General features: G+C 62.2%; 24 protein-coding genes and 1 other RNA gene. 15 read left to right on the top strand and 10 right to left on the bottom strand.

Annotated features, from left to right (window positions below; all coding sequences use genetic code 11):
• Positions 1-5: 5 nt before the first annotated feature.
• Both ABD928_RS00765 and ABD928_RS00760 read right to left on the bottom strand, forming a co-directional pair.
• Positions 6-1,088, bottom strand: a complete 1,083-nt coding sequence (locus tag ABD928_RS00765; protein ID WP_187714063.1) for a 1,9-bis(guanidino)-5-aza-nonane synthase — start codon at positions 1,086-1,088, stop codon at positions 6-8.
• Positions 1,089-1,207: 119 nt separating this feature from the next.
• On the bottom strand, positions 1,208-2,431 hold the full coding sequence (locus ABD928_RS00760; RefSeq protein WP_345165154.1) for a type III PLP-dependent enzyme: 1,224 nt from the start codon (positions 2,429-2,431) through the stop codon (positions 1,208-1,210).
• 191 nt (positions 2,432-2,622) lie between these two features.
• On the opposite strand from ABD928_RS00760, the gene ABD928_RS00755 reads away from it, so the two are divergent.
• Positions 2,623-3,579, top strand: a complete 957-nt coding sequence (locus ABD928_RS00755) for a threonine ammonia-lyase (RefSeq protein ID WP_345165151.1) — start codon at positions 2,623-2,625, stop codon at positions 3,577-3,579.
• Here the strand turns inward: ABD928_RS00755 and ABD928_RS00750 are convergent.
• The gene (locus tag ABD928_RS00750; protein WP_345165148.1) at positions 3,576-3,839 is read right to left on the bottom strand and encodes a hypothetical protein; all 264 of its coding nucleotides are present in this window, start codon (positions 3,837-3,839) and stop codon (positions 3,576-3,578) included. The genes ABD928_RS00755 and ABD928_RS00750 overlap by 4 nt on opposite strands.
• A 42-nt stretch (positions 3,840-3,881) precedes the next feature.
• On the opposite strand from ABD928_RS00750, the gene ABD928_RS00745 reads away from it, so the two are divergent.
• Positions 3,882-4,049 carry a hypothetical protein gene (locus tag ABD928_RS00745; protein WP_223276161.1) on the top strand — a complete coding sequence of 56 codons (168 nt, stop codon included), beginning with the start codon at positions 3,882-3,884 and terminating at the stop codon, positions 4,047-4,049.
• Here ABD928_RS00745 and ABD928_RS00740 read toward each other — a convergent pair.
• Entirely contained in the window at positions 4,046-4,717 is a 672-nt protein-coding gene (locus tag ABD928_RS00740; RefSeq protein WP_345165144.1) for an alpha/beta hydrolase, read from the bottom strand. The two genes, ABD928_RS00745 and ABD928_RS00740, sit on opposite strands and share 4 nt — an antisense overlap.
• Positions 4,718-4,830: 113 nt before the next feature.
• Between ABD928_RS00740 and ABD928_RS00735 the strand changes: the two genes are divergently transcribed.
• From ABD928_RS00735 to ABD928_RS00725, 3 genes are read left to right on the top strand one after another with little or no spacing between them, the layout of a single operon-like run.
• Entirely contained in the window at positions 4,831-5,907 is a 1,077-nt protein-coding gene (locus ABD928_RS00735) for a cysteine desulfurase family protein (protein WP_345165141.1), read from the top strand.
• On the top strand, positions 5,904-7,019 hold the full coding sequence (locus ABD928_RS00730) for a cysteine desulfurase family protein (RefSeq protein ID WP_345165138.1): 1,116 nt from the start codon (positions 5,904-5,906) through the stop codon (positions 7,017-7,019). Before ABD928_RS00735 ends, ABD928_RS00730 begins: the two co-directional genes overlap by 4 nt.
• Positions 7,016-7,351, top strand: coding sequence for a 2Fe-2S iron-sulfur cluster-binding protein (locus ABD928_RS00725; protein ID WP_187714061.1), 336 nt, complete (start codon positions 7,016-7,018; stop codon positions 7,349-7,351). The genes ABD928_RS00730 and ABD928_RS00725 overlap by 4 nt, the downstream gene beginning before the upstream one ends.
• Before the next feature lie 14 nt (positions 7,352-7,365).
• Here ABD928_RS00725 and ABD928_RS00720 read toward each other — a convergent pair whose 3' ends face one another.
• Positions 7,366-8,082 carry a hypothetical protein gene (locus ABD928_RS00720; protein ID WP_345165133.1) on the bottom strand — a complete coding sequence of 239 codons (717 nt, stop codon included), beginning with the start codon at positions 8,080-8,082 and terminating at the stop codon, positions 7,366-7,368.
• A 110-nt stretch (positions 8,083-8,192) separates the two neighbouring features.
• Between ABD928_RS00720 and ffs the strand changes: the two genes are divergently transcribed.
• The 7 genes from ffs to ABD928_RS00685 all read left to right on the top strand — a co-directional run bounded on the left by ffs (position 8,193) and on the right by ABD928_RS00685 (position 14,955).
• Positions 8,193-8,290: signal recognition particle sRNA small type (gene ffs / locus ABD928_RS00715), an RNA gene on the top strand.
• 42 nt (positions 8,291-8,332) lie between these two features.
• Positions 8,333-9,961 (top strand): DNA polymerase III subunit gamma/tau, encoded by a 1,629-nt coding sequence (locus tag ABD928_RS00710; RefSeq protein WP_345165130.1) that lies wholly within the window; start codon positions 8,333-8,335, stop codon positions 9,959-9,961.
• Between the two features lie 3 nt (positions 9,962-9,964).
• On the top strand, positions 9,965-10,294 hold the full coding sequence (locus ABD928_RS00705; protein ID WP_187714059.1) for a YbaB/EbfC family nucleoid-associated protein: 330 nt from the start codon (positions 9,965-9,967) through the stop codon (positions 10,292-10,294).
• A 99-nt stretch (positions 10,295-10,393) separates the two neighbouring features.
• Positions 10,394-11,998, top strand: coding sequence for a long-chain fatty acid--CoA ligase (locus ABD928_RS00700; RefSeq protein WP_345165127.1), 1,605 nt, complete (start codon positions 10,394-10,396; stop codon positions 11,996-11,998).
• A gap of 73 nt (positions 11,999-12,071) precedes the next feature.
• The gene (ettA, locus tag ABD928_RS00695) at positions 12,072-13,751 is read left to right on the top strand and encodes an energy-dependent translational throttle protein EttA (protein ID WP_187714058.1); all 1,680 of its coding nucleotides are present in this window, start codon (positions 12,072-12,074) and stop codon (positions 13,749-13,751) included.
• Positions 13,752-13,753: 2 nt separating this feature from the next.
• Positions 13,754-14,671 carry a DMT family transporter gene (locus tag ABD928_RS00690; protein ID WP_187714057.1) on the top strand — a complete coding sequence of 306 codons (918 nt, stop codon included), beginning with the start codon at positions 13,754-13,756 and terminating at the stop codon, positions 14,669-14,671.
• Entirely contained in the window at positions 14,668-14,955 is a 288-nt protein-coding gene (locus tag ABD928_RS00685; RefSeq protein WP_187714056.1) for a DUF1905 domain-containing protein, read from the top strand. The genes ABD928_RS00690 and ABD928_RS00685 overlap by 4 nt, the downstream gene beginning before the upstream one ends.
• A 27-nt stretch (positions 14,956-14,982) precedes the next feature.
• Here ABD928_RS00685 and ABD928_RS00680 read toward each other — a convergent pair whose 3' ends face one another.
• Both ABD928_RS00680 and ABD928_RS00675 read right to left on the bottom strand, forming a co-directional pair.
• Entirely contained in the window at positions 14,983-15,543 is a 561-nt protein-coding gene (locus ABD928_RS00680; protein ID WP_345165121.1) for a PAS domain-containing protein, read from the bottom strand.
• A 119-nt stretch (positions 15,544-15,662) separates the two neighbouring features.
• Complete coding sequence (locus ABD928_RS00675) at positions 15,663-16,391, bottom strand: NYN domain-containing protein (RefSeq protein ID WP_187714053.1); 729 nt, start codon at positions 16,389-16,391, stop codon at positions 15,663-15,665.
• A 113-nt stretch (positions 16,392-16,504) separates the two neighbouring features.
• Between ABD928_RS00675 and ABD928_RS00670 the strand changes: the two genes are divergently transcribed.
• Positions 16,505-16,837 (top strand): YMGG-like glycine zipper-containing protein, encoded by a 333-nt coding sequence (locus ABD928_RS00670; protein ID WP_187714052.1) that lies wholly within the window; start codon positions 16,505-16,507, stop codon positions 16,835-16,837.
• A gap of 9 nt (positions 16,838-16,846) precedes the next feature.
• Here ABD928_RS00670 and ABD928_RS00665 read toward each other — a convergent pair whose 3' ends face one another.
• A complete protein-coding gene (locus ABD928_RS00665) occupies positions 16,847-17,491 on the bottom strand; it encodes a carbonic anhydrase (protein ID WP_187714051.1) in 645 nt (214 codons plus the stop codon).
• Between the two features lie 65 nt (positions 17,492-17,556).
• Here ABD928_RS00665 and lipA point away from each other — a divergent pair, with 65 nt between their 5' ends.
• Both lipA and ABD928_RS00655 read left to right on the top strand, forming a co-directional pair.
• Positions 17,557-18,474 carry a lipoyl synthase gene (lipA, locus tag ABD928_RS00660; protein WP_345165114.1) on the top strand — a complete coding sequence of 306 codons (918 nt, stop codon included), beginning with the start codon at positions 17,557-17,559 and terminating at the stop codon, positions 18,472-18,474.
• Positions 18,474-18,935: a type II toxin-antitoxin system RatA family toxin gene (locus ABD928_RS00655; RefSeq protein WP_187714050.1), complete on the top strand. Its 462-nt coding sequence runs from the start codon at positions 18,474-18,476 to the stop codon at positions 18,933-18,935. The genes lipA and ABD928_RS00655 overlap by 1 nt, the downstream gene beginning before the upstream one ends.
• Here ABD928_RS00655 and ABD928_RS00650 read toward each other — a convergent pair.
• Positions 18,896-19,399: a CinA family protein gene (locus ABD928_RS00650; protein WP_187714049.1), complete on the bottom strand. Its 504-nt coding sequence runs from the start codon at positions 19,397-19,399 to the stop codon at positions 18,896-18,898. The genes ABD928_RS00655 and ABD928_RS00650 overlap by 40 nt on opposite strands.
• Positions 19,396-20,538, bottom strand: a complete 1,143-nt coding sequence (locus ABD928_RS00645) for a bifunctional 2-C-methyl-D-erythritol 4-phosphate cytidylyltransferase/2-C-methyl-D-erythritol 2,4-cyclodiphosphate synthase (protein WP_345165110.1) — start codon at positions 20,536-20,538, stop codon at positions 19,396-19,398. The genes ABD928_RS00650 and ABD928_RS00645 overlap by 4 nt, the downstream gene beginning before the upstream one ends.
• Between the last annotated feature and the right edge of the window lie 46 nt (positions 20,539-20,584).

The following is a 20,584-nucleotide window of genomic DNA, read 5'->3' as shown; positions in this document are numbered from 1 at the left end:
AATCTTTAGTCGAAGAGCTTGGCGAAGCGGCGCTTCTCGCGGTTGCGCCACGCGCCACGGTGCCAGGCGTCCGACGCCAGGAGCGGAAGGACGCTGGTCGCCTCGGCAAACACCATCTGCTCCATCGCGGTCGAGACCTTGCCCCAGCTCGCCGCTTCCTGAAGCGTCGAGGAGGAGCACGCGCCATCGCGGACGTCAGCGACGGTGATCTGCACGGCATATTTGTGGACCTCGACGTCGTCATGGCCGAGGATCTCGGCGCAAACGACGGTGTCCTGCGTGAAGTTCTTCGGAACGCCGCCGCCGATCATCAGCAGGCCGGTAGTGCCCGCCTTGATCTTGATGTCGGTGAGTTCACGGAAGTCGGCGATGGCGTCGAGCACCATGTAGTGGCCGCCCCGCTTCATCGCGTCGACCTGATGCTTCACGAGGCCGAACCCGGCTGAGCTGTCCACGAACGCCGGGCAGAAGATCGGCACGTCATGCTCGTAGGCGAGCTGGACGAGGCTGCCCTGCTTCTTGGCGTTACCCTCGCTCAGCCACTTGCCCATCTCGCGGATGAAGGCGCGGCTGGAGTAGGCGCGCGGCTCCAGGCTGTCGGCGATCTTGCCGATCGTGAAGTCACAATCCTGCAGCTGCTGCTCATCGATGTACGTGTCGTAGATGCGGTCGATGTAAAGCGACCGCAGCGTATCATCGTCAGGGATTTCATTGGCTTGGTAGTGCTTGTGGCCAAGCGCTTCGAAGAAATCCATGTCGACGATCGAGGCGCCGGTAGCGACGATCGCGTCGACCATGTTGGACTTCACGAGTTCGGCATAGAGATCCATGCAGCCGCCGGCCGAGGTCGAGCCCGCAATCACCAGGATGATCGAGCAGTCCTTGTCCTCCAGCATCTGGTTGTAGATGCCCGTAGCGCGCGAAAGATCGCGGCTGGTGAAGCTCATCTTGCCCATCGAATCGATGATCGGGCGGGCGTCGAACTTGGTGATGTCGATGTGCTCGATCGGCGTCGCGAGAAGCTCGGCCTTGCGCGTGTCGTTGATGCGCTCGGCATCCTGAACCTTGTTCAGCGTGTCGGTCGTCATGTCATGCTCCAATGGTTGCCGCGCCTATAGGCTCGACATCGGAAAAGGGCATGTCGTTTTGTTAGCGGGGGACAGCCTCACCCCATTCCCCGCCTACGCGAGCAGGAGAGGAGGGTTCCTTACAGCGTCACCACGTTCGATTGAGCGAGCTGGCCGCCGTAGAGCGTCGCCATCGGCTCGTCCTCGACGATCTCGGTGCGCTCGGCGCCGAAGCCGTTGAAGGCGGTGCGCATTGCGCAGCCATAGGCGCCCAGCATTCCGACTTCGATGTAGTCGCCGGCAGCAACGTCGCCCGGAAGCTGGAACGGTCCCGTCATGTGGTCGAGGTCGTCGCAGGTCGGCCCGTAAAAGCTGAAGTCCATCGGGCGAACCGGCGTCTCATGCTCCGTCACGAGCCGGACCGGGTAACGCCAGCCGATGTGCGCCGCGTCGAACAGGGCGCCATAGGCACCGTCGTTGATGTACAACTCGCTGCCACGGCGCTTTTCGACGCGGACCAGCAGGCTCGCATATTCGGCGCACAGCGCACGGCCCGGCTCGCACCAAAGCTCCGCCGAATAGCTGATTGGCAGCGCTTCGAACGTCGAGTGGATGACGTCGAAATAGGCCTCGAGCGGCGGGGGCTCCATGCCCGGATAGGTCGACGGGAAGCCGCCGCCGACATCGACGATGTCGACGGTGACCGCCGCTTCGACGATCGCGTCACGAACGCGGCCCATGGCTTCAGCGTAGGCGGCAGGCGACATCGCCTGGCTGCCGACGTGGAAGCAGATGCCGAGCGCGTCGGAGGCCTGGCGAGCGGCGAAGAGCAGTGCCTTCACGTCTTCGGCCTGCGCACCGAACTTCGCGCCGAGGCTGAGCTTGGCGTGCTCGTTGTTGACCTGGAGCCGGACGAGCAGGTTGAGATCGGTCGCCGCCGCGCCATCCTTTGACGTCGCCTCGACGATCTTCTCCAGTTCCTCGAGCGTGTCGAGGCTGAAGGTCTTCACGCCATGCTCGAAATAGGCCTCGGCGATCGCCTCGGCGGCCTTCACCGGGTGCATGAAGCAGAGCACAGCCTCGGGCAGCGTCTCGTGGACCAAGCGAACCTCGCCGATCGACGCGACGTCGTAGTGAGTGACGCCTTCTTCCCACAGGATCTGCAACAGCGACGGCGACGGATTCGCCTTCACCGCGTACAGCGACCGCCCAGGGAACTTGTCCACGAAGAAACGTGCCGCGCGGCGCGCAGCATGCGGGCGGAGAAGCGTAACCGGCTGAACCGGTCGGCTATTTGCGATGTCGGCAACCGGGTTGCCGAAAGGGGCGGCAGCTAGCCCCAGCGCGCGATGATGCTTGTGCAACTCAAGGGACCTCCAACTGGGTAGTTCGACGAAAGAGCTGCCTTGCGGTTGGAAGTCCCATGGGGCAGCGGGAGCGCGATATATGTAGGGGGTACCCTCAAGTAAAGATTTTTCGGAAGCCTTAATTCGCGAAGCGGAACTTTTGTCGCCGTTCTGCAACGGTTGAACGAAACAGCAAGGAAATCAGAGAGTTGAGCGAGACGGAGAAAGTCACTCGAGAGGACGTCATCACGGCGGGCAAGCGCATTGCCGGTTCGATTGAACGCACGCCCTTGATCGAATCCGAGGTTCGGGGGCAGCGAATCTGGCTCAAATGCGAATGCCTGGAGACCGGAGGAGCTTTCAAGCTGAGGGGTGCAAGCAATCGGTTACTTCAGCTTTCCGAAGACGAACGACAGCGCGGCGTGGTCGCCTTCTCGTCGGGAAATCATGCGCGGGGTGTGGCGATCGCGGCCAGACGGCTGGGGATTCCGGCGATCATCGTCATGCCGAAAGACGCTCCGGCCGTGAAGGTCGAGGGAACGAGAGCCGAAGGCGCCGAGATCGTCTTTTTCGACCGTTATCGCGAGAGCCGCGAAGGAATTGCCGCTCAAATCTCGGGCGAAACCGGCGGCACGGTCGTTCCGAGCTTCGACGATGTGCACATTGTCGCGGGGCAAGGGACGGCGGGGCTCGAGATCCTCGAGCAAATGCCGACGGCGCCCAAGCGCATTATCGTGCCGTGCGGCGGTGGAGGATTGGCGTCAGGCATCGCATTGGCTTGCCCGGAGGCGGAGATCGTCATCGTCGAGCCGGAAGGCTGGGACGACATGAAAAACTCGCTGGCCCAGGGGAAAATCGTCCCGGTGGGAGTCGATGCGCCCGCGACCCTCTGCGATGCGCTGCAAACGCCCCACGTGTCGCCGATCACCTTCGGAATTCTGCAGGATCGGCAAGTGAGAGCGGTGACCGCCAGCGAAGGCGCTGTCCGGGACGCTGTACGATGGGCGTGGGAAAAGCATCAGCTCGTGGTCGAACCGGGTGGTGCGATCGCGCTGGCGGCACTGCTGTCAGGCGAAATCGCGTCCGTGGAAGGAACCGTTGTCGTTCTGTCGGGCGGGAATATCGATCCAGTGCTCCACGCACAGATCGTGGCAGAGCAGGCTTAAGCCGCTGCGGTCTTGTACTCTCCAGGTTCGAGATGAACCGGGCTGCTGCGTTCGACCGCGCGAGTAAGTTCCTCAAGCTCGGCCGCCAAGGTCTGTAGCTCAGCAGCGAGAACCTTGGGATCGGTCTTTGCGACGCCCTCCGACGCTTCCAGCAGGGTCTCAAGCATCATTGCGATGCACGGCAGGATCGTTTCCTCGATCTTGTCGAATGCCTCTTCGAGGCGCGCCTGCTGCTCATTGGTCGGCATGAATGGCGTCATGCACTCGCAGCGGTTAAGCCTTAGTGAAACGGGAGCAGTGAATTGCAGGGATTTGGTTCGGCGGCATTGGCGATCACGATGATCGCAGCTTTCCTCCTCGCGATCGGCGGAGTGAAGCTGGCCATGGCCAAGCCGACCAGATGGCGCGGCGCCCTCATGCTGGTCGCCGCGGCCGTGCTGGTCGGAAACGTCCTGATCTGGACGATTTAGCGCTTGGTGATCGCAGGCGCCGGCTTGTCGGTCGCCAGCCGCATGTCGAGATAGTCGTCGACGCTCTTCATCAGCAAGTCGAGCTCGTTCGCAAAGAAGTGGTTCGCGCCTGGGATCGTATCGTGATGAATGGTGATGTGCCGCTGCGTACGCAGCTTGTCGACGAGCTTTTGGACGGCGCTTGGCGTCACGACTTCGTCCGCCTCGCCCTGGATGATGATGCCCGAGGAGGGGCAGGGCGCGAGGAAGCTGAAGTCGTACATGTTCGCCGGCGGCGCGATGGAGATAAAGCCGCGGATTTCCGGGCGGCGCATCAAGAGTTGCATTCCGATCCACGCGCCGAAGCTGACGCCGGCGATCCAGGTGGTCTCCGCTTCCGGATGTATCTGCTGCACCCAATCAAGGGCGGAAGCTGCGTCGCTGAGTTCGCCGATGCCGTTGTCGAATGTGCCCTGGCTCTTGCCGACTCCGCGGAAGTTGAACCGCAAGGTTGCGAAGCCGCGCTTCACGAAGGTTTGATAGAGCAATTGCACGATCTTGTTGTTCATCGTGCCGCCCGCTTGCGGGTGCGAATGCAGGATCATCGCTACCGGTGCGCGCGGACGTGTGCCGGGGTGAAAACGACCTTCGAGACGGCCGTCCGGCCCTGGGAAAATAACTTCAGGCATGAATGTTTTGTAGCTCGCGTAACGACTGTTGGCCGCGAGTGCGGGTGCACCGCGGCGGCGGCTCCTATATAGGGGTGCCGCTTCAACTGGCAATTGCAGGAAATCCGGGCGTTTTGACTCGTAAGACTCGCATCCACCTCGATCACGCGGCAACCACGCATGTGCTCCCGGCAGCGCAGGCGGCAATTGCCGACGCGCTGAGGACCTGGGGGAACCCAAATTCGCCCTATGCTGAGGGTCGTGCCGCTCGTTCTTCGTTGGAGAAGGCGCGCCGGACGATTGCCGATGTGCTTGGCTGGCGCGGTGAGACCATTCTGACGTCCGGCGCTAGTGAGGCTGTGGAAATCGCCGCGAGGCGGGCGCGAGTGCCGAACAGAGCCCATGGCGCGACTGAGCATGCCATCGTGCCTCATTCCATGGGCACGGGCTCAAAGGTCATCCCGGTTCAATCGAACGGCCTGATTGACGAAGAGGCGCTCGATGCAATCCTCGCCGAAGGGCGGACGCTGATCGCCATTCAGCAGGTCAATAACGAGACCGGGATCATTCAGCCGCTGGAACGACTGGCGCCACGCATTCGTGCTGCGGGATCGCTTCTGCTTGCGGATTGCGCTCAAGGGGCCGGCAAGATCCCGCTGCCGGATGCCGATTTCATCGCTGCGTGCGCCCACAAGCTCGGCGGTCCGCCGGGCGTTGGTGTGCTGCTGGTCAAGGATCTCGGAACGCTGGCGCCAGTCGGCGGCCAGGAAAAGGGCTATCGCCGAGGCACGCAGGATGTGCCGTGCGCCGCAGGATTTGCTGCGGCTCTCGCTGCCCGGCCTTACGACATGGAGCGGCTGAAGAGCCTGCGAGCGCGGCTTGAACATGAAATTGTCGCTGCGGGTGGTGTCGTGATCGGTGCGGACGTCTCGCGGGTTTCAATCATCGGAGCTTATGCGATGCCAGGCGTCGCTAGCTCAACGCAGCTGGTGCAGTTCGATCTTGCCGGTATTGCGGTGTCGGCGGGAAGCGCCTGTTCATCGGGAAGCATGAAGCCCAGCCTGGTGCTGGAAGCCATGGGCCTGCCGCCCGAGATCGCCTCCTGCTTCGTGCGCGTGAGCTTCGGCCCGGATACTGGCGAAGCAGAGGTCGACCGATTTCTCAGCGAATGGCTGCGGATTCGCGAACGAGCAGTTTCCAAGGCCGCATGATCTACCTCGATTACCAGGCGACCACCCCCCTTGCGCCCGAGGTCGCGGACGCGATGCAGCCGTGGATCGAGGAGAAGTTTGCCAATCCACATTCGCCATCGCGCTGGGGGCGAGAAGCCGATGCAGCGATCGACGTGGCCCGCAAGCAGGTCGACGAGGCGATTGGCCTGCATGGTGGACGGATTGCCTTCACTGGGGGCGCGACGGAGGCTCTAAACTGGGCGCTCAAGGGCACGCTAGGGCGCGCGGAGGGGCGAAACCGCATTGTCACCGTTGCCACCGAGCATGCGGCGGTGCTGGATACCTGCGAGTGGCTGGAAGGCAGGGGCTATGACGTCACGAGGCTTCCGGTCGGTTCGGAAGGGTTGCTCGATCTGGACGACGTCAAAGCCGCCGTGGATGAGAACGTGGCGATTGTCGCCGTCATGCTCGTCAACAACGAGATTGGCGTCATTCAACCCATCGGAGAAATTTCGAGACTTGCGCACGAGTTCGGGGCGTTGATGCTCTGCGACGCGGTTCAGGGGCTTGGCCGCGTCGATATTCCCGAAGGTCCGGACCTCGTCGCGGTCTCGGCTCACAAGATCCACGGTCCGAAGGGCATTGGAGCGCTATGGATGAGGCAGGGTGCCGAGCCGGCGCCGCTCATCCACGGCGGGGGCCAAGAACTCGGCATCCGGTCGGGAACGCTCTCGCCCGCACTGTGCGTAGGGTTTGGCGCAGCGGCCAAGCTAGCTTCGGAACGGCGGCAAGCCGATCAAGATCACGTCGAGCGACTGTGGAACACCGCAGCTTCGTCAACGCTACCCGACTGGACCGTCAACGGAAGCATGACTCGGCGCTACCACGGCAACCTCAACCTGTGTTTGCCGGACGTGGACGTGGCCCGGATCATCGCGGACGAGCGCGAAATCGCTTTCTCTCTCGGGAGTGCCTGCGCCAGCGGTTCCGGCCGGCCGAGCCATGTGCTTCGGGCAATCGGGCTCAGCGATCGTGATGCCCGCTCGTCAATCCGGCTCGGGTTCGGGCGATACACATCCGCAGAAGAAATTATCGAGGCTTTGAACCGCATCGATGCGGCAGCCCGCGCCCAGCAAGGGCTCGCTGCATGATCAAGATCCGCTTTCACAAGCCAGACGGCACGCTGGACAAGGAAGTCGAGGCCAAGCCGGGACAGCGCCTGCTCGACATTGCCTGGGCAGCCAAACAACCTCTGGAGGGCGCGTGCGAGGGTGTGATGGCCTGTTCGACCTGCCATGTGATCGTCGACAAAGCCGACTTCGAGAAGCTTCTGCGAGCGAGCGACGAGGAGGAAGATCTCCTCGATCTTGCGGCGCACGCGACGCGAACGTCGCGGCTCGCCTGCCAGATCATCCTGACCGAGGATATGGAGACTCTCGACGTCCGCATCCCGGCGGGGTCGAAGAATTGGCTTTACGGCTAGACGTCGTCGAGAACCTAGTTCCCCTCCGGCAGGGGGAGTCCGATCCTCGTGTCGGGGGCATTCTTGCGGCGCTTGATGCGCTTTCCTTCCTTCGGCCGGGAAGGAATCAGAGGTTTGAGGTTGTCCATTGTCAGTTTGCCAGAGTGGTCGCTGTCGAGCAGCTGAAAGCGATATGAGGCGGCGCTCCGAAACTCTTCCAGCGTCACATATCGGTCGAAATCCGCATCCGCGCCAGCAACAGGTTCGGGGAGATTGAGCAGGCCGTAGCGGGCCGCTCCCTGGAGGCCGTCCGGCTGGTATCCGTCGATGTCATTCGCCCATCGCCGATGTCGTTCGCTATCCTTGGAGTGATCGCCGGACTGGCGCTGTGCGGCGCTTTCCTGGTGCGTGAGCTTCCAATTCGAGCTAGATTGAACTTCCGGTGCGATTTGGGCTTCGTAAGCCATGCGTTCCTCGGAATCGATCCTGCCGTCCTGGTTGGCGTCAATCTTGGCGAAGAACGTGTCTGCGTCGATACGCATCTCGTCGGAGGTCAGCACTCCGTCACGATTCCGGTCTACCTGGTAGAACCAGCGTACAAACGGATCATCATCAGGCCCGCGTGATCGGAACGGCTCACCCATCGGGCTGATGAACGGCGCCCAGGGATATGCCGTGACGACGATAGGATCGGACGGTTCCTCTGCCTGCGCTGCGGATGCGAGAAAAGGAATCAAGGCGAGAAGAAGCATGCGGAAGTCTCCGGCTCGGGCATTGCGACATTCTGCAGCTCTCGTGAATGATCCATGAAGTGATGACCGGTGGCGACCTTGCGTGTCCCAGGGTCTTGACCCATATGCGCCGCGGGAGTCGGGCGGACGAGGCTGTCGCCAACCTGGTCAGATCCGGAAGGAAGCAGCCACAACGATTTCGTCTCGGGTCGTTCCGGCTCCCACCTTCAAGCCTTGGCGCGGACCCTTCAGCGCTCCTAAACCGTAACTGATGGACGAACCCGAATCGCTTGGCCTCGGCCTAGACTTGCCTGAGGTGCCCAAAACGGCTCCCGGATCCCCGTATCGCGTGCTGGCGCGGAAGTATCGTCCTCAGAATTTCTCCGAGCTGATCGGCCAGGATGCGATGGTGCAAACCCTCGCCAACGCGATCGAGCGCGGCCGGATCGCGCACGCGTTCCTGCTTACCGGCGTTCGCGGAGTGGGGAAGACCTCAACGGCGCGTCTTGTTGCGAAGGCGCTCAACTGCGTCGGCACCGATGGGCTCGGCGGTCCGACGATCAATCCGTGCGGCGTATGTGAACAGTGCAAGGCGATTGCCGAAGGGCGACACATTGATGTGATCGAAATGGACGCCGCGTCACACACCGGTGTGGACGATGTCCGTGAGATCATCGACGCGGTCCGTTATGCCTCGGTCAATGCGCGCTACAAGATCTACATCATCGACGAAGTCCACATGCTTTCCAAGAACGCCTTCAACGCGTTGTTGAAGACTCTTGAGGAACCGCCTGAGCATGTGAAATTCCTGTTCGCTACGACCGAGGTCGACAAGGTGCCGCTAACGGTCCTGTCGCGAACGCAGCGCTTCGACCTCCGTCGCATTCCTGCTGAGAAGCTCGCGGCTCACTTTGCGGAGGTGTCCAAGGCGGAAGGCGTTACTGTCGAGGACGATGCCCTTCGGATGATCGCGCGCGCGGCCGAGGGCTCGGCACGCGATGGCCTGTCCATCCTCGACCAGGCGATTGCACATGGCGGCGGCACCGTTACCGCGGAACAGGTCCGGGACATGCTCGGCCTAGCTGATCGGGGACGCATTCGGCGGCTGCTGGAGCACGTCCTTACAGGTGATGCCGGTGCCACGCTCGCCGATCTCGACGAAGCGCATGACCTCGGTATCGACCCGGCGTCTCTCGTCCGTGGGCTGATGGAGGAGCTTCACCTCGCGACCCGCACAAAGGCGGGCGCAAGCCCCGAAGCTCTTCCCGCAGAGCAACGCGAAGCAGCCGAGAGACTCGCCAACCAGCTCGGCTGGGCGCAGATCCATCGTGTCTGGCAGATGCTCCTGAAGGGCCTTGCCGATGTCCAGGTCGCGCCTGACCCGCGTGAGGCGGCGATGATGGCGCTCCTTCGCCTGATTCACGCGGCTGATCTTCCTGACCCGGCCAGCGTCCTCTCCCGCCTCTCGGGGGAGGCGGCTGGATCGCCGGTAATACCCACTTCGCAGGCGAAACCGAGCGGAATCACTGCGCAAGTTCCGTCAGATTTGCCGGGCCTAGTCGCGCTGCTCGAAGCACGCGGGAAGCATCAGCTCGCAGTACAGCTCCACGACCAAGTCGGCCTCGTGCGCTTCGCTCCCCCGGAACTCGTCCTGAAGCCGATGCGGCCGCTTGGGACGGACTGGCCGCGTGACCTTGCCGCCGCGCTCAAGGAGGCAACTGGCAAGGCATGGCAGGTCTCGCTCTCGGACGAGGCCGGAGAGCCGTCCTTGCATGACCGGGAGAAAATGGCCGAGGAGCGCGTTCGGTCGGAAGTGCTCGCTGATCCGGCCGTGCGAGCTGCGTTCGAAGCGTTCCCGGATGCGACGCTGGAATCCTTTACTACTACGAAAGGCGCCTGACAGATGCCCGATCTCGACCTGAACAAGATCATGGAAATGGCTCAGAATGCGCAGGCCGAGCTTCAGCGGGCGCAGCAGAGCCTGGATGGCATCGAGGTCGAGGGGCTTGCGGGCGGCGGCCTCGTGAAGATTCGCGCCACGGCCAAAGGAACGATCCTGGGGATCGACATCGACGAGAGCCTGCTCCAGCCGTCCGAAAAAGCGATGGTCGAGGACCTTATCGCGGCTGCTTTGAACGACGCGCGCGCGAAAGCCGATCAGGCAGCCAATTCGGAGATGCAGAAAGTCACCAGCGGACTTCCGTTGCCGCCGGGCATGAAGCTGCCCTTCTAGCTTAGCGGACCGTAGCAATAACGAACCAGTTGTCGGTTTCGTCCTGACAGTCCAAACTGCCGGCGCTGCGGTTGGGAGAGCGCTGTGCAGCTAGGGGCAATGCAAGACTGGTCGCTGCGCGTTACGCGGCTGATCGACCACGCCGAACGTGAGCATGGCGAAGGGGAGGTGGTCACCGCTTGGGCGGACGGGCGCCTGACCCGGACCAATTGGCGAAACGTGGCTCGCGACGCGCGCAAGATGGCGCAGGCACTCGAGCGCCTGGGAATCAAGCGCGGTGACCGTGTCGCGACGCTCGCGATGAACCACGAGTATCATCTGATTTCCTGGTACGGCACGACCGGGATGGGAGCCGTGCTGCACACCATCAATCCCCGGCTGTTCGACGACCAGCTGGAATATATCGCCAATCACGCCGAGGATCGCGTCCTCCTCTACGATCGTGCGTTCGCACCGATCGTGGAGCGCATGAAGCCGAAGTGGACGACGATCGAACATTTCATCTGCTTCGATCCCCCGGTGGGTGAGCCAGGTTTCCGCGACTGGATCGACGTCGAAGATGGCAATTACGCCTGGGTCGATGGCGACGAGCGGGATCCGATCGGCCTCTGCTACACGAGCGGGACGACGGGCAATCCGAAGGGCGTCCTCTACGAGCATCGTTCGACGATGCTTCATACGCTCGCGCAGATGACTCCCGACATCATGGGAATGTCCAAGCAGGCTGTCGTCCTGCCGATTGTCCCGATGTTCCATGCCAATGCCTGGGGTGTGCCGTGGGCGGCTCCAGCCTGCGGCGCAAAGCTGGTGATGTCGTCGGACTATCGGCCCGAGAAGATGTGCCAGCTCTTTCGCGACGAGAAGGTCACGCATTCCGCTGGCGTGCCGACGGTGTGGCTGACCATGATCGACCATGTCGAGCGGACCGGTGAGACATTCCCCGATCTCAAGCAGGTCACGATTGGTGGGTCGGCGGCGCCGCGGGCTATGATCCGTTGGCTGCGCGACCGCGGGGTTCAGGTTGGACATGCCTGGGGAATGACTGAAACGTCGCCGATCGGGACGTGCGGGGCGCCTCCGGCGGGCTTCGACGATCTGAGCGATGAAGACCAGGTCGAATACATTGCTCGACAGGGACGGGTTCCCTTCGGAGTCGAGCTCCGGATCGTCGACGACGAGGGATGCGTGCAGCCTCGTGACGGCAAGTCTTCAGGTCGGCTGCAGTGCCGTGGGCCATGGGTCATCAAACGCTATTTCAAGGCGACCGAGGACGCGACGGACGAGGAGCAGTGGTTTGATACGGGTGACGTCGCCGTGCTCCATCCCGACGGCACCATGCAGATCACCGATCGGTCGAAGGACGTGATCAAGTCCGGGGGCGAATGGATCAGCTCTATCGAGCTTGAGAATGCCGCTGTCGGCTGCCCCGGAGTTTCGGAGGCGGCCGCAATTGGTATCCCGCATCCCAAGTGGGACGAACGGCCGCTGCTCTGCGTTGTCAGGGCAAATGGCAGCGCGGTGACCGAGGGCGAAATCCGCGACCAGCTTCGCAAGCATGTCGCCTCCTGGTGGATGCCGGACGCAATCGAATTCGTCGACGAGCTGCCGCATACGGCGACCGGTAAGCTTTCGAAGCTTCGCCTTCGCGAGAGGTTCAAGGATTATCGCTTTGCAAATGCCGAGGAAATGATCGGCCGCGGCTGACGGGGTGGAAATCCCGCCGCTCATCGCCTAACTCGCGTTCAAATCCCGAACCCAAAGGAAGACAAGCGACCCCATGGCCGCCCAATACGCATTTGTCATGAAGGACATGACCAAGTCCTTCCCCGGCGCGCAGAAGCCGGTGCTGAACAACATCAACCTGCAATTCTACCACGGCGCCAAGATCGGCATCGTCGGCCCGAACGGCGCCGGCAAGTCGACGCTGATGAAAATCATGGCGGGCATCGACAAGGACTTCCAAGGTGAAGCCTGGCCGGGCGAGAACGTTACCGTGGGCTATCTGCCGCAGGAGCCGCAGCTCGATCCGTCGAAGAACGTGCTTGAGAACGTCAAGGACGGCGCCCGTGACGTCGCCGACATGGTCGACCGCTTCAATGCGATTTCGGCCGAGATGGGCGACCCCAAGGAAGACACTGACTTCGACAAGCTCATGGAAGAAATGGGCGACCTCCAGGGAAAGATCGACGCCGTTGACGGCTGGTCGCTCGACAACCAGCTCGAAGTCGCAATGGAAGCACTTCGCTGCCCGCCGTCCGACTGGTCGGTCGAGAACCTTTCAGGCGGTGAAAAGCGCCGCATCGCGCTGACCCGGCTGCTGATCCAGAAGCCGTCGATCCTGCTGCTCGACGAGCCGACCAACCACCTCGACGCCGAGAGCGTCCAGTGGCTGGAACAGCACCTCAAGGAATATGCGGGCGCGGTTCTGATGATCACTCACGACCGCTACTTCCTCGACAATGTGGTGAGCTGGATCCTTGAAATCGATCGCGGGAAATATTTCCCGTACGAGGGGAATTACTCGACCTACCTTGAGAAGAAGGCCAAGCGCCTAGAGCAGGAAGAGCGCGAAGAGACCGGCCGCCAAACGGCCATCCGGCACGAGCTTGAGTGGATCCGTCAGGGCGCGAAGGGGCGGCAGACCAAGTCGAAGGCGCGTATCGCCAAGTTCGATCAACTGGTTTCGGCGCAGGAAAAGTACGTACCGGGCAAGGCGGAAATCCTCATCCAGGTGCCCGAACGCCTCGGCGGCAAGGTCATCGAAGTGAGGAACATCTCCAAGGCCTATGGCGACAAGCTTTTGTTCGACGACTTGTCGTTCACGCTTCCGCCCGGCGGCATCGTTGGCGTCATCGGTCCCAACGGCGCCGGCAAGTCGACTTTGTTCAAGCTGATCACCGGTCAGGAAAAGCCGGACTCGGGCGAGGTCGACATCGGTCCGACCGTCCATCTTGGCTACGTCGACCAGAGCCGTGACCACCTAGATGACTCGAAGAACGTCTGGGAGGAGATCTCCGACGGGCTCGATTACATGAAGGTCAATGGCCACGACCAATCGACGCGGGCCTACGTCGGCGCCTTCAACTTCAAGGGCCAGGACCAGCAGAAGAACGTCGGCAAGCTGTCTGGCGGTGAGCGCAACCGCGTCAACATCGCCAAGATGCTGAAGCGCGGCGGCAACGTCCTGCTGCTCGACGAGCCGACCAACGATCTGGACGTTGAGACATTGGGTGCGCTCGAAGAAGCGATCGAGAATTTCGCCGGCTGTGCGGTGGTCATCAGCCACGACCGCTTCTTCCTGGATCGCCTAGCGACGCACATCCTGGCATTCGAGGGCGACAGTCATGTGGAATGGTTCGAAGGCAACTTCGAGGCTTACGAGGAAGACAAGATCCGGCGCCTCGGCGAGGAGGCGACTCGTCCGCACCGCACCAGCTACCGAAAGCTGACCCGCTAAATATGCGGTGGGCCGCTGCTCGACATGACCACGATCATGTCGTCAGCGGCATCCTCTGCAGGATCGGCTCCGGGCTGAGTTTTTCAAGCATGGGCGCCTTGCTGAAGCTGGCGTCCATGGAAGGGTTGAATGCGCCGGAGCTGGTCTTCTACCGCTCGCTGTTTAGCCTGCCGGTCGTCCTTATCTGGGTCCTGAATCGCGAGAGCCTCGCCTCTCTCAGACCGAAGCGCCCGCTGGCGCACGTCTGGCGGAGCGCGCTTGGACTGACTTCAATGGGGCTGACCTTTCAGGCCTTGATCCTGCTTCCGCTGGCGGATGCGACGGCCATCAATTTCACTGCGCCGATCTTCGCGACGATCCTGTCGTTCCTGATCCTTCGCGAGCATGTCGGTGCTCATCGCTGGGCCGCGGTGGCTCTGGGCTTCGTTGGTGTATTGATCGTCGCTCGTCCGGGTGGGTCCAGCCTGCCATTGCTCGGCGTGACGATCGCGCTGATCGGTGCAGTAGGGCAAGCGGGTGTGACGACAACCCTCCGCCATCTTCAGCGAAGCGAAAATGTCGCGGCGATCGTGTTCTGGTTCGCTGCGGCCGGTATCCTCGTCGGCGCACTTCTGATGCCGGTCTTCGGCCAGATGCATGCACCTCGCGCATTCGCTCTAGTCGCTGTGGGTGGCTTGGCAGGCGGGGTAGGGCAGTTGCTGATGACGTCATCGCTGCGCGCGCCCGTTTCCGTGGTTTCACCCTTCGACTACCTTCAAATCGTGGCTGCGACGATTTTCGGCTGGATGTTGTTTTCGGACGTTCCGAGCATGCACACGGTGGCAGGTGCCGCTCTGATTACTGGCAGCGGCATTTACACGGCTTGGCGGGAGCACCAGCGACGATTGAGAGAAGGGCCGGCAGCGGTCCCAGCGGTTTGATCGAACTTACGGCACCCCTCTGGATCTGGAGCGGTGAGAGCGCGAGCTGGCACTTTGTCACTGTGCCCGAGAATCTTTCAGGCGAGATAAGAGCGCACAGCCTTCTGAATCGCGGTGGGTTCGGGTCGGTGCGCGTGGAGGCGACGATCAATGACGTCACCTGGCGGACATCCGTGTTTCCGCAGAAGAGCGGTGGCTACATCCTACCCGTGAAGGCACAGGTTCGCCGCGAGGCTGGAATCATCGCCAACGATCTCGTGCATCTGGTCTTGGAGCTCCTCTAGGCACCGGTAGCCCGAGGGGGTTTTGCCCTAGGACTTGCGGAGCGCGTCGGCCGAATCCTCATAGCCGTTGGCCATCGACCGCAGGATTTCGCGCGCGGAACCGTCGTCGGTGGCATTCGCGAGCCGTCTGCGTCGGGCCGCCTGCTCCTGAAGAGATTCGACCTGCTCCTCGCTGATGTCGATCAGCATGTTGACGGCACCCTTCAACTGCCCGTCCTTGTCGAAAACCGGAGTAGGGTAGGGGCGGAAGGCAACCCGAGACCCGTTGGGGCGCATCGCCACAGCGACGTCGGTCCGGATCGATCGGCGCTCCTTGATCGCCTTGGCCAGTGGGTATTCCTCCGGTGGCAGCAGTTCCCCATCCAGCGTGAAAAGGCGCCACGTTACGCACCACTTGTCCTGGCCGAGCTGAGGCGCGCGACCGGCGAAGTCCACGCAAGCTCGATTCCAATACGTGATCTGCCCGTCTCGATCGGCGGTGTAAGCCGGCACGGGGATTTTATCGAGTTCTGCCCGGAACGCTGCCTCGTCGTCGACAGCAGCAAGCGCGCAACTAAGCAATGCTTCCGGACTGCTTGAATCCAGCATTCGTTCGTCCGACTTAAATCCTGATCCCTAATCCTGAATGCAAACTGCTGTAGCGGTACCGAGTTCCGGGGATTTTCGGATTGCTTTGTCCTGTGTCAGCGAAGCAACAAATTCGCTTGTTATCTCAGCCGTTTGACGAGCAGGCTGCCGTCTGGATTGGATTTGACCTCGAAGTTCGGGATTGACCGAATGAGATCCGATAAGCGGGTGAAGCCGTAATTCCGGGCAGCGAAGCTCGACACGGCAGTTGCCCGCTGCCCGAGTTCTGAAAGGGACGCATAGCCTTCGTCGTCGCGCTTGGACGCTTTGTACGCTTGGCCGAGGAGGTCGATGAGCTCAGCATCGACGGGGTTCTCGCTGTCGGCCGTTGCAGCATCCGCGGTTTGCGCGTCATGCGGCAGCTGCAGGGCCGCAACGTCAAAGAACCGCGTGCACGCCTGCCGAAAGCCGAGCGGCGTCTTCGCCGTACCGAAGCCGTAAACAGGCAGCCCTTCTTCGCGGATCCGCTGGGCGAGGGGCAGAAAATCGCTGTCGCTCGACATGATGCCAAAGCCGTCGACATGCCCCCGGTAGAGTAGGTCCATGGCATCGATCGTCATGCGCATGTCCGTTGCGCTCTTGCCCTTGGCGACGTCAAATTGCTGCATTGGGACGATCGAGTGGATGCCGGTCAGGTTACCCCAGCCTTTGAGGCTGGTTTTCGCCCAATTGCCGTAGGCGCGGCGGACATTGATGGCGCCGAGCTCGCCGAGAACAAGGAGGACTTCATCGAGATGCTCCGGACTGGCATTGTCTGCATCGATGAGCAGGGCGATGTTGTCCTCGCGTTCGTCGTGCCGCTCATTCATATTCTGAATCCGTTCATGTCGCCGTGTCTTAATGGTTCGGTGCGGGAACGAAACGCCTGTTCGAGCACTGAAACCGCATTGGGATGGAAATAACGGGCTTGGAGGAACAGTCGATGAGGAAAACTGCAATTGCCGCGGTTCTGACCGCGAGTATCGCTGTAACGGGATGCGCAACGAACCCTTACGGCTACAACGACCCCTATTACCAGAACGACCAGGGTCGCCGTGTCGCGACGGGTGCCGCAGTCGGCGCCGTTGGCGGTGCCGCGGTCGGCGCTGTGGTTGGCGGAGTCAGCCCAGTCGAGGGCGCAATCGCCGGTGCCGTTCTGGGCGGCGTCCTCGGCGCGGTCATCAAGGGCAAGCAGTATTACCGCGACACCCGCGGCTATTGCTATTACGTCGACCAGTACGGACGTCCGGTCTACGATTATAACACGCGTTGCTAATAAGTTAGATTAGTTCATTGAGACGGGGCGGAAGGTATCTTCCGCCTCGTCCAGTATGTAGAGCTGGCCCTCGGCGATTGAAAAATGCGCGCCATGCAGCTTGAGCTCACCGGCCTGCTCACGCTCGGCGATCCACGGAAACGTCCGCAAATTGGCGAGACTGACCTTCACCGCCTCTTGCTCCATTTCGAGGAACGCCTCGTTGTCGATTTCGCTGTGACGAGCCCGGACCGAATCTCTCGCGCCCTTCAGCATTTGCACCCAGTCAGCGATGAAGTGGCCTTCGCCTGGCGCAGTGTCGTCGAATTGACCGGTCAGCGCGGCGGCGCAGCCGCCGCACAGGCCGTGACCCATTACCAGGATCTCGCCGACTTTTAGCTGCGTTACCGCAAACTCGAGCGCGGCGGACACGCCGTGAAAGCCCTGGCTGGTTTCATAGGGCGGGGCGAGCGCGGCAATGTTGCGCGCTACGAACATCTCTCCGGGCCGAGCATCGAAGATCTGCGCGGGGTCGACCCGGCTGTCAGCGCAAGAGAGGATCATAACCCGCGGGTTCTGGCCCTCGGCAAGCTCCGACCAGCGGTCCCTCTCATGCTCCCAGTCGTTGGCGCGGAAGCGGCGATAACCTTCGATGAGCTGGTTCAGGTAGGGCATCGGTGCCCGCTAGCCGGTGCAGGGCGGGGGTGGCAAGCGGCGGGACCAATCGCTATCTGGCCAGCATGAACGATCCCGCACCGGTCCTTCGACAGCGCAAGCCAGACTGGATCCGCGTCAAGGCGCCGACAAGTCCAGCTTATCATTCGACGCGCCGGCTGATGCGCGATCTCGGCCTTGCGACCGTGTGCGAGGAAGCGGCCTGTCCGAACATCGGCGAGTGCTGGACCAAGAAGCACGCCACCGTGATGATTCTCGGCGATACCTGCACGCGGGCTTGCGCCTTCTGCAACGTGAAGACCGGGATGCCGCGAGCGGTCGACCCGCTGGAGCCCGAGCATGTCGCGATCGCGGCCGCCGAGCTCGGCCTCGAGCATATCGTCGTGACATCGGTCGATCGCGATGACCTTCCCGACGGCGGTGCTTCGCAGTTCGTGAAGGTGATCCAGGCGCTCCGGAAGCGGACGCCGCAAACGACCATCGAAATCCTGACGCCGGACTTCCGCAACAAGAGCGAGGCGGCTGTCGACGCGATCGTCGAGGCTGGCCCGGATGTTTACAACCACAATCTCGAGACCGTCCCGAGGCTCTATCCGACGATCCGCCCGGGGGCCCGCTATTACGCGTCATTACGGCTGCTGGAGAGCGTGAAGCGCAAGGCGCCGCATATCTTCACCAAGTCGGGCGTGATGGTCGGGCTTGGCGAGCAGCGGCTCGAAGTGCATCAGGTCATGGACGACATGCGCTCTGCGGGCGTCGATTTCCTGACCATGGGGCAGTATTTGCAGCCGACGCCCAAGCACGCGAAAGTCGAGGAGTTTGTCACTCCGCAAGCGTTCGACGCCTACTCGGCGATCGCCCGGGCCAAGGGGTTCCTTCTCGTTGCAGCCTCGCCTCTCACGCGGTCGAGCTATCACGCGGGAGACGACTTCAAGAAATTGCAGGACGCCCGCAACGCCCAACTGGAGCGAGCGAACGGCTGATGCCGCGTCACACGGAGACGAAGCACCTCCCGTATACTCCGGAGCAATTGTTCGACCTCGTTGCCGATGTTGCCCGCTACGATGAGTTCCTGCCCTGGGTCGTGGCAGTGCGCATCCGGTCGTCCAGCCCAACCCAAACGGTCGCCGATCTCGTCGTCGGGTTCAACGCCTTCAAGGAACGCTTCACGAGTCGGGTCGACAAGGACCGGCCGAACCGCATTCTCGTCGACTATGTCGACGGCCCACTCAAGTTTCTCCACAATGAGTGGAAGTTCGAACCTGCAGCGGATGGCGGCACGAACCTCTGTTTCTCGGTCGACTTCGCATTCAAGTCGCGAATATTCGAAGCACTAGCCGGCCAAATGTTCGATCGAGCGCTCCGACGCATGACACGGGCATTCGAGGAACGCGCCGCCGTTCTCTACGGCATCAACAAGTCGAGCGCGCAGAGCGCCGCCTGAAGGCGAACGCCGGCGCGTCCCGGCTCGTCGAAGAATTTCTGATCGGCGTGGATCTCCGAAGGGTCCTTGCCGCGGTCGGCGCGGGCGAAGACCACCGTTCCGACAGGCTTGCTGGGGCTTCCGCCGCCCGGCCCGGCGATTCCCGTAATCGCAACCGCCGTATCGGCCTCGCTGGCTTGAAGGGCGCCACGCGCCATGGCCCAGGCGGTGGCAATGCTGACGGCGCCAAAAGTCTCCACCACTTCCTGGCTGACGTGAAGGTCGGCGATCTTGGCGGCGTTCGAATAGGTGACGTAACCCGCTTCGAAGACATCCGACGACCCAGCGATCTCGGTTATCGCGGCGCTGACCAGGCCACCCGTGCAGCTCTCGGCAACGGCGATCCTTTTACCGGCCGCGCGATTGGCTTCGACGACTTCACGAGCTTTGTCGACCAGCGCCTTTGGGAGAAGATTTTCGCTCACCGAATAAAGCCTAGACGGATGCTTGCCACGGCCTGCGCAGCCATGCCCTCGCGGCGCCCGGTGAAGCCGAGTCCCTCTGTGGTCGTCGCCTTCACGCTCACCTGTTCGATGGCCATCTGCAGGATCTCCGCGATACGTGCCCGGATCGCGGAACGATGGGGTCCGATCTTTGGCTCCTCGGCGACGATGGTGACGTCAACGTGATCGATTAGCCCGCCCTGGTCTCTGATCAACGTCGCCGCGTGCTTCAGGAACAGATCGGATGATGCGCCCTTCCACTGCGGATCGGACGGCGGGAAGTGCTCGCCAATGTCACCCAGGCCGGCCGCGCCGAGCAGGGCGTCGGTGATGGCGTGAAGGGCGACGTCCGCGTCGCTGTGGCCCGACAGACCGCGCAAATGCGGGACGGGGATACCGCCCAACATGATTGGTCCCTCACCCGCGAAGGCGTGGACGTCGAACCCCATACCGGTTCGTGACACCAGTCGCGATGCGAGAATGGCTTCCGCTCGTTCCCAATCTGCGCGCATGGTGAGCTTCTCAAGCATCGGATCGCCCTCAACCGTAGCGACTTTCAGCCCTGCGGACAGCATTACCGTCGATTCGTCCGTCGCCGAAGCTCCGCCTGCTTCTTGGTACGCATGTATCAGGTCCTCCACGTGGAAGGCCTGGGGGGTCTGCACGCGGAACAGGTTTCGTCGGTCAACCGGCGCCTCGAGAAACTGGCCGCCTGAGGCGAGAGTGTCGGCGACCGGGAGAACCGGAACCGAGCCATCCGCCTGTTCAAGCGCCGCCAACAGCCGTTCGACGACCTCAGGTGGGCAGAAGGGTCGGGCGGCATCGTGAACCAGCACAGCGCCTTCGCCGATCGCATGCAGACCGTTGAGCACGCTATTTGAACGCTCCGCACCTCCTATGATCAGATCGCCGACAGCAAGCCCGTCTAGCGCCTCGCGGGCGTGACCGTCCTGGCCTTCCCCGATAACTACCCGGACCTGATCGATCGACGGATGCCTGATGAGGGCCTCCACCGCCCAACGAAGGACCGGGCGGCCCCCCAAGCTCTGATATTGCTTAGGAACCTCGCCGCCGAGGCGTTCGCCCTTCCCGGCGGCGACGATGAGGGCAGTGACGGACATTCGGCGCGCGCCTTAGGGCCGCTTGCCTTGTCCGCCAAGGGCTCTT

The sequence above is a fragment of the Sphingomonas daechungensis genome, from assembly GCF_039543105.1.
Lineage (GTDB): Bacteria > Pseudomonadota > Alphaproteobacteria > Sphingomonadales > Sphingomonadaceae > Sphingomicrobium > Sphingomicrobium daechungense.
This window is presented reverse-complemented; position numbering and strand designations above follow the sequence as displayed.

Excerpts from the sequence above, each read along its gene's own strand:
- ABD928_RS00720 (WP_345165133.1), bottom strand. The coding sequence starts at position 8,082 with ATGCTTCTTCTCGCCTTGATTCCTTTTCTCGCATCCGCAGCGCAGGCA.
- ABD928_RS00655 (WP_187714050.1), top strand. The coding sequence starts at position 18,474 with ATGCCGCGTCACACGGAGACGAAGCACCTCCCGTATACTCCGGAGCAA.
- ABD928_RS00645 (WP_345165110.1), bottom strand. The coding sequence starts at position 20,538 with ATGTCCGTCACTGCCCTCATCGTCGCCGCCGGGAAGGGCGAACGCCTC.
- ABD928_RS00765 (WP_187714063.1), bottom strand. The coding sequence starts at position 1,088 with ATGACGACCGACACGCTGAACAAGGTTCAGGATGCCGAGCGCATCAAC.
- ABD928_RS00710 (WP_345165130.1), top strand. The coding sequence starts at position 8,333 with ATGGACGAACCCGAATCGCTTGGCCTCGGCCTAGACTTGCCTGAGGTG.
- ABD928_RS00665 (WP_187714051.1), bottom strand. The coding sequence starts at position 17,491 with ATGCCCTACCTGAACCAGCTCATCGAAGGTTATCGCCGCTTCCGCGCC.
- ABD928_RS00700 (WP_345165127.1), top strand. The coding sequence starts at position 10,394 with ATGCAAGACTGGTCGCTGCGCGTTACGCGGCTGATCGACCACGCCGAA.
- ABD928_RS00670 (WP_187714052.1), top strand. The coding sequence starts at position 16,505 with ATGAGGAAAACTGCAATTGCCGCGGTTCTGACCGCGAGTATCGCTGTA.
- ABD928_RS00690 (WP_187714057.1), top strand. The coding sequence starts at position 13,754 with ATGCGGTGGGCCGCTGCTCGACATGACCACGATCATGTCGTCAGCGGC.
- ABD928_RS00675 (WP_187714053.1), bottom strand. The coding sequence starts at position 16,391 with ATGAATGAGCGGCACGACGAACGCGAGGACAACATCGCCCTGCTCATC.
- ettA (WP_187714058.1), top strand. The coding sequence starts at position 12,072 with ATGGCCGCCCAATACGCATTTGTCATGAAGGACATGACCAAGTCCTTC.
- ABD928_RS00740 (WP_345165144.1), bottom strand. The coding sequence starts at position 4,717 with ATGCCTGAAGTTATTTTCCCAGGGCCGGACGGCCGTCTCGAAGGTCGT.
- ABD928_RS00725 (WP_187714061.1), top strand. The coding sequence starts at position 7,016 with ATGATCAAGATCCGCTTTCACAAGCCAGACGGCACGCTGGACAAGGAA.
- lipA (WP_345165114.1), top strand. The coding sequence starts at position 17,557 with ATGAACGATCCCGCACCGGTCCTTCGACAGCGCAAGCCAGACTGGATC.
- ABD928_RS00750 (WP_345165148.1), bottom strand. The coding sequence starts at position 3,839 with ATGACGCCATTCATGCCGACCAATGAGCAGCAGGCGCGCCTCGAAGAG.
- ABD928_RS00730 (WP_345165138.1), top strand. The coding sequence starts at position 5,904 with ATGATCTACCTCGATTACCAGGCGACCACCCCCCTTGCGCCCGAGGTC.
- ABD928_RS00705 (WP_187714059.1), top strand. The coding sequence starts at position 9,965 with ATGCCCGATCTCGACCTGAACAAGATCATGGAAATGGCTCAGAATGCG.
- ABD928_RS00680 (WP_345165121.1), bottom strand. The coding sequence starts at position 15,543 with ATGCTGGATTCAAGCAGTCCGGAAGCATTGCTTAGTTGCGCGCTTGCT.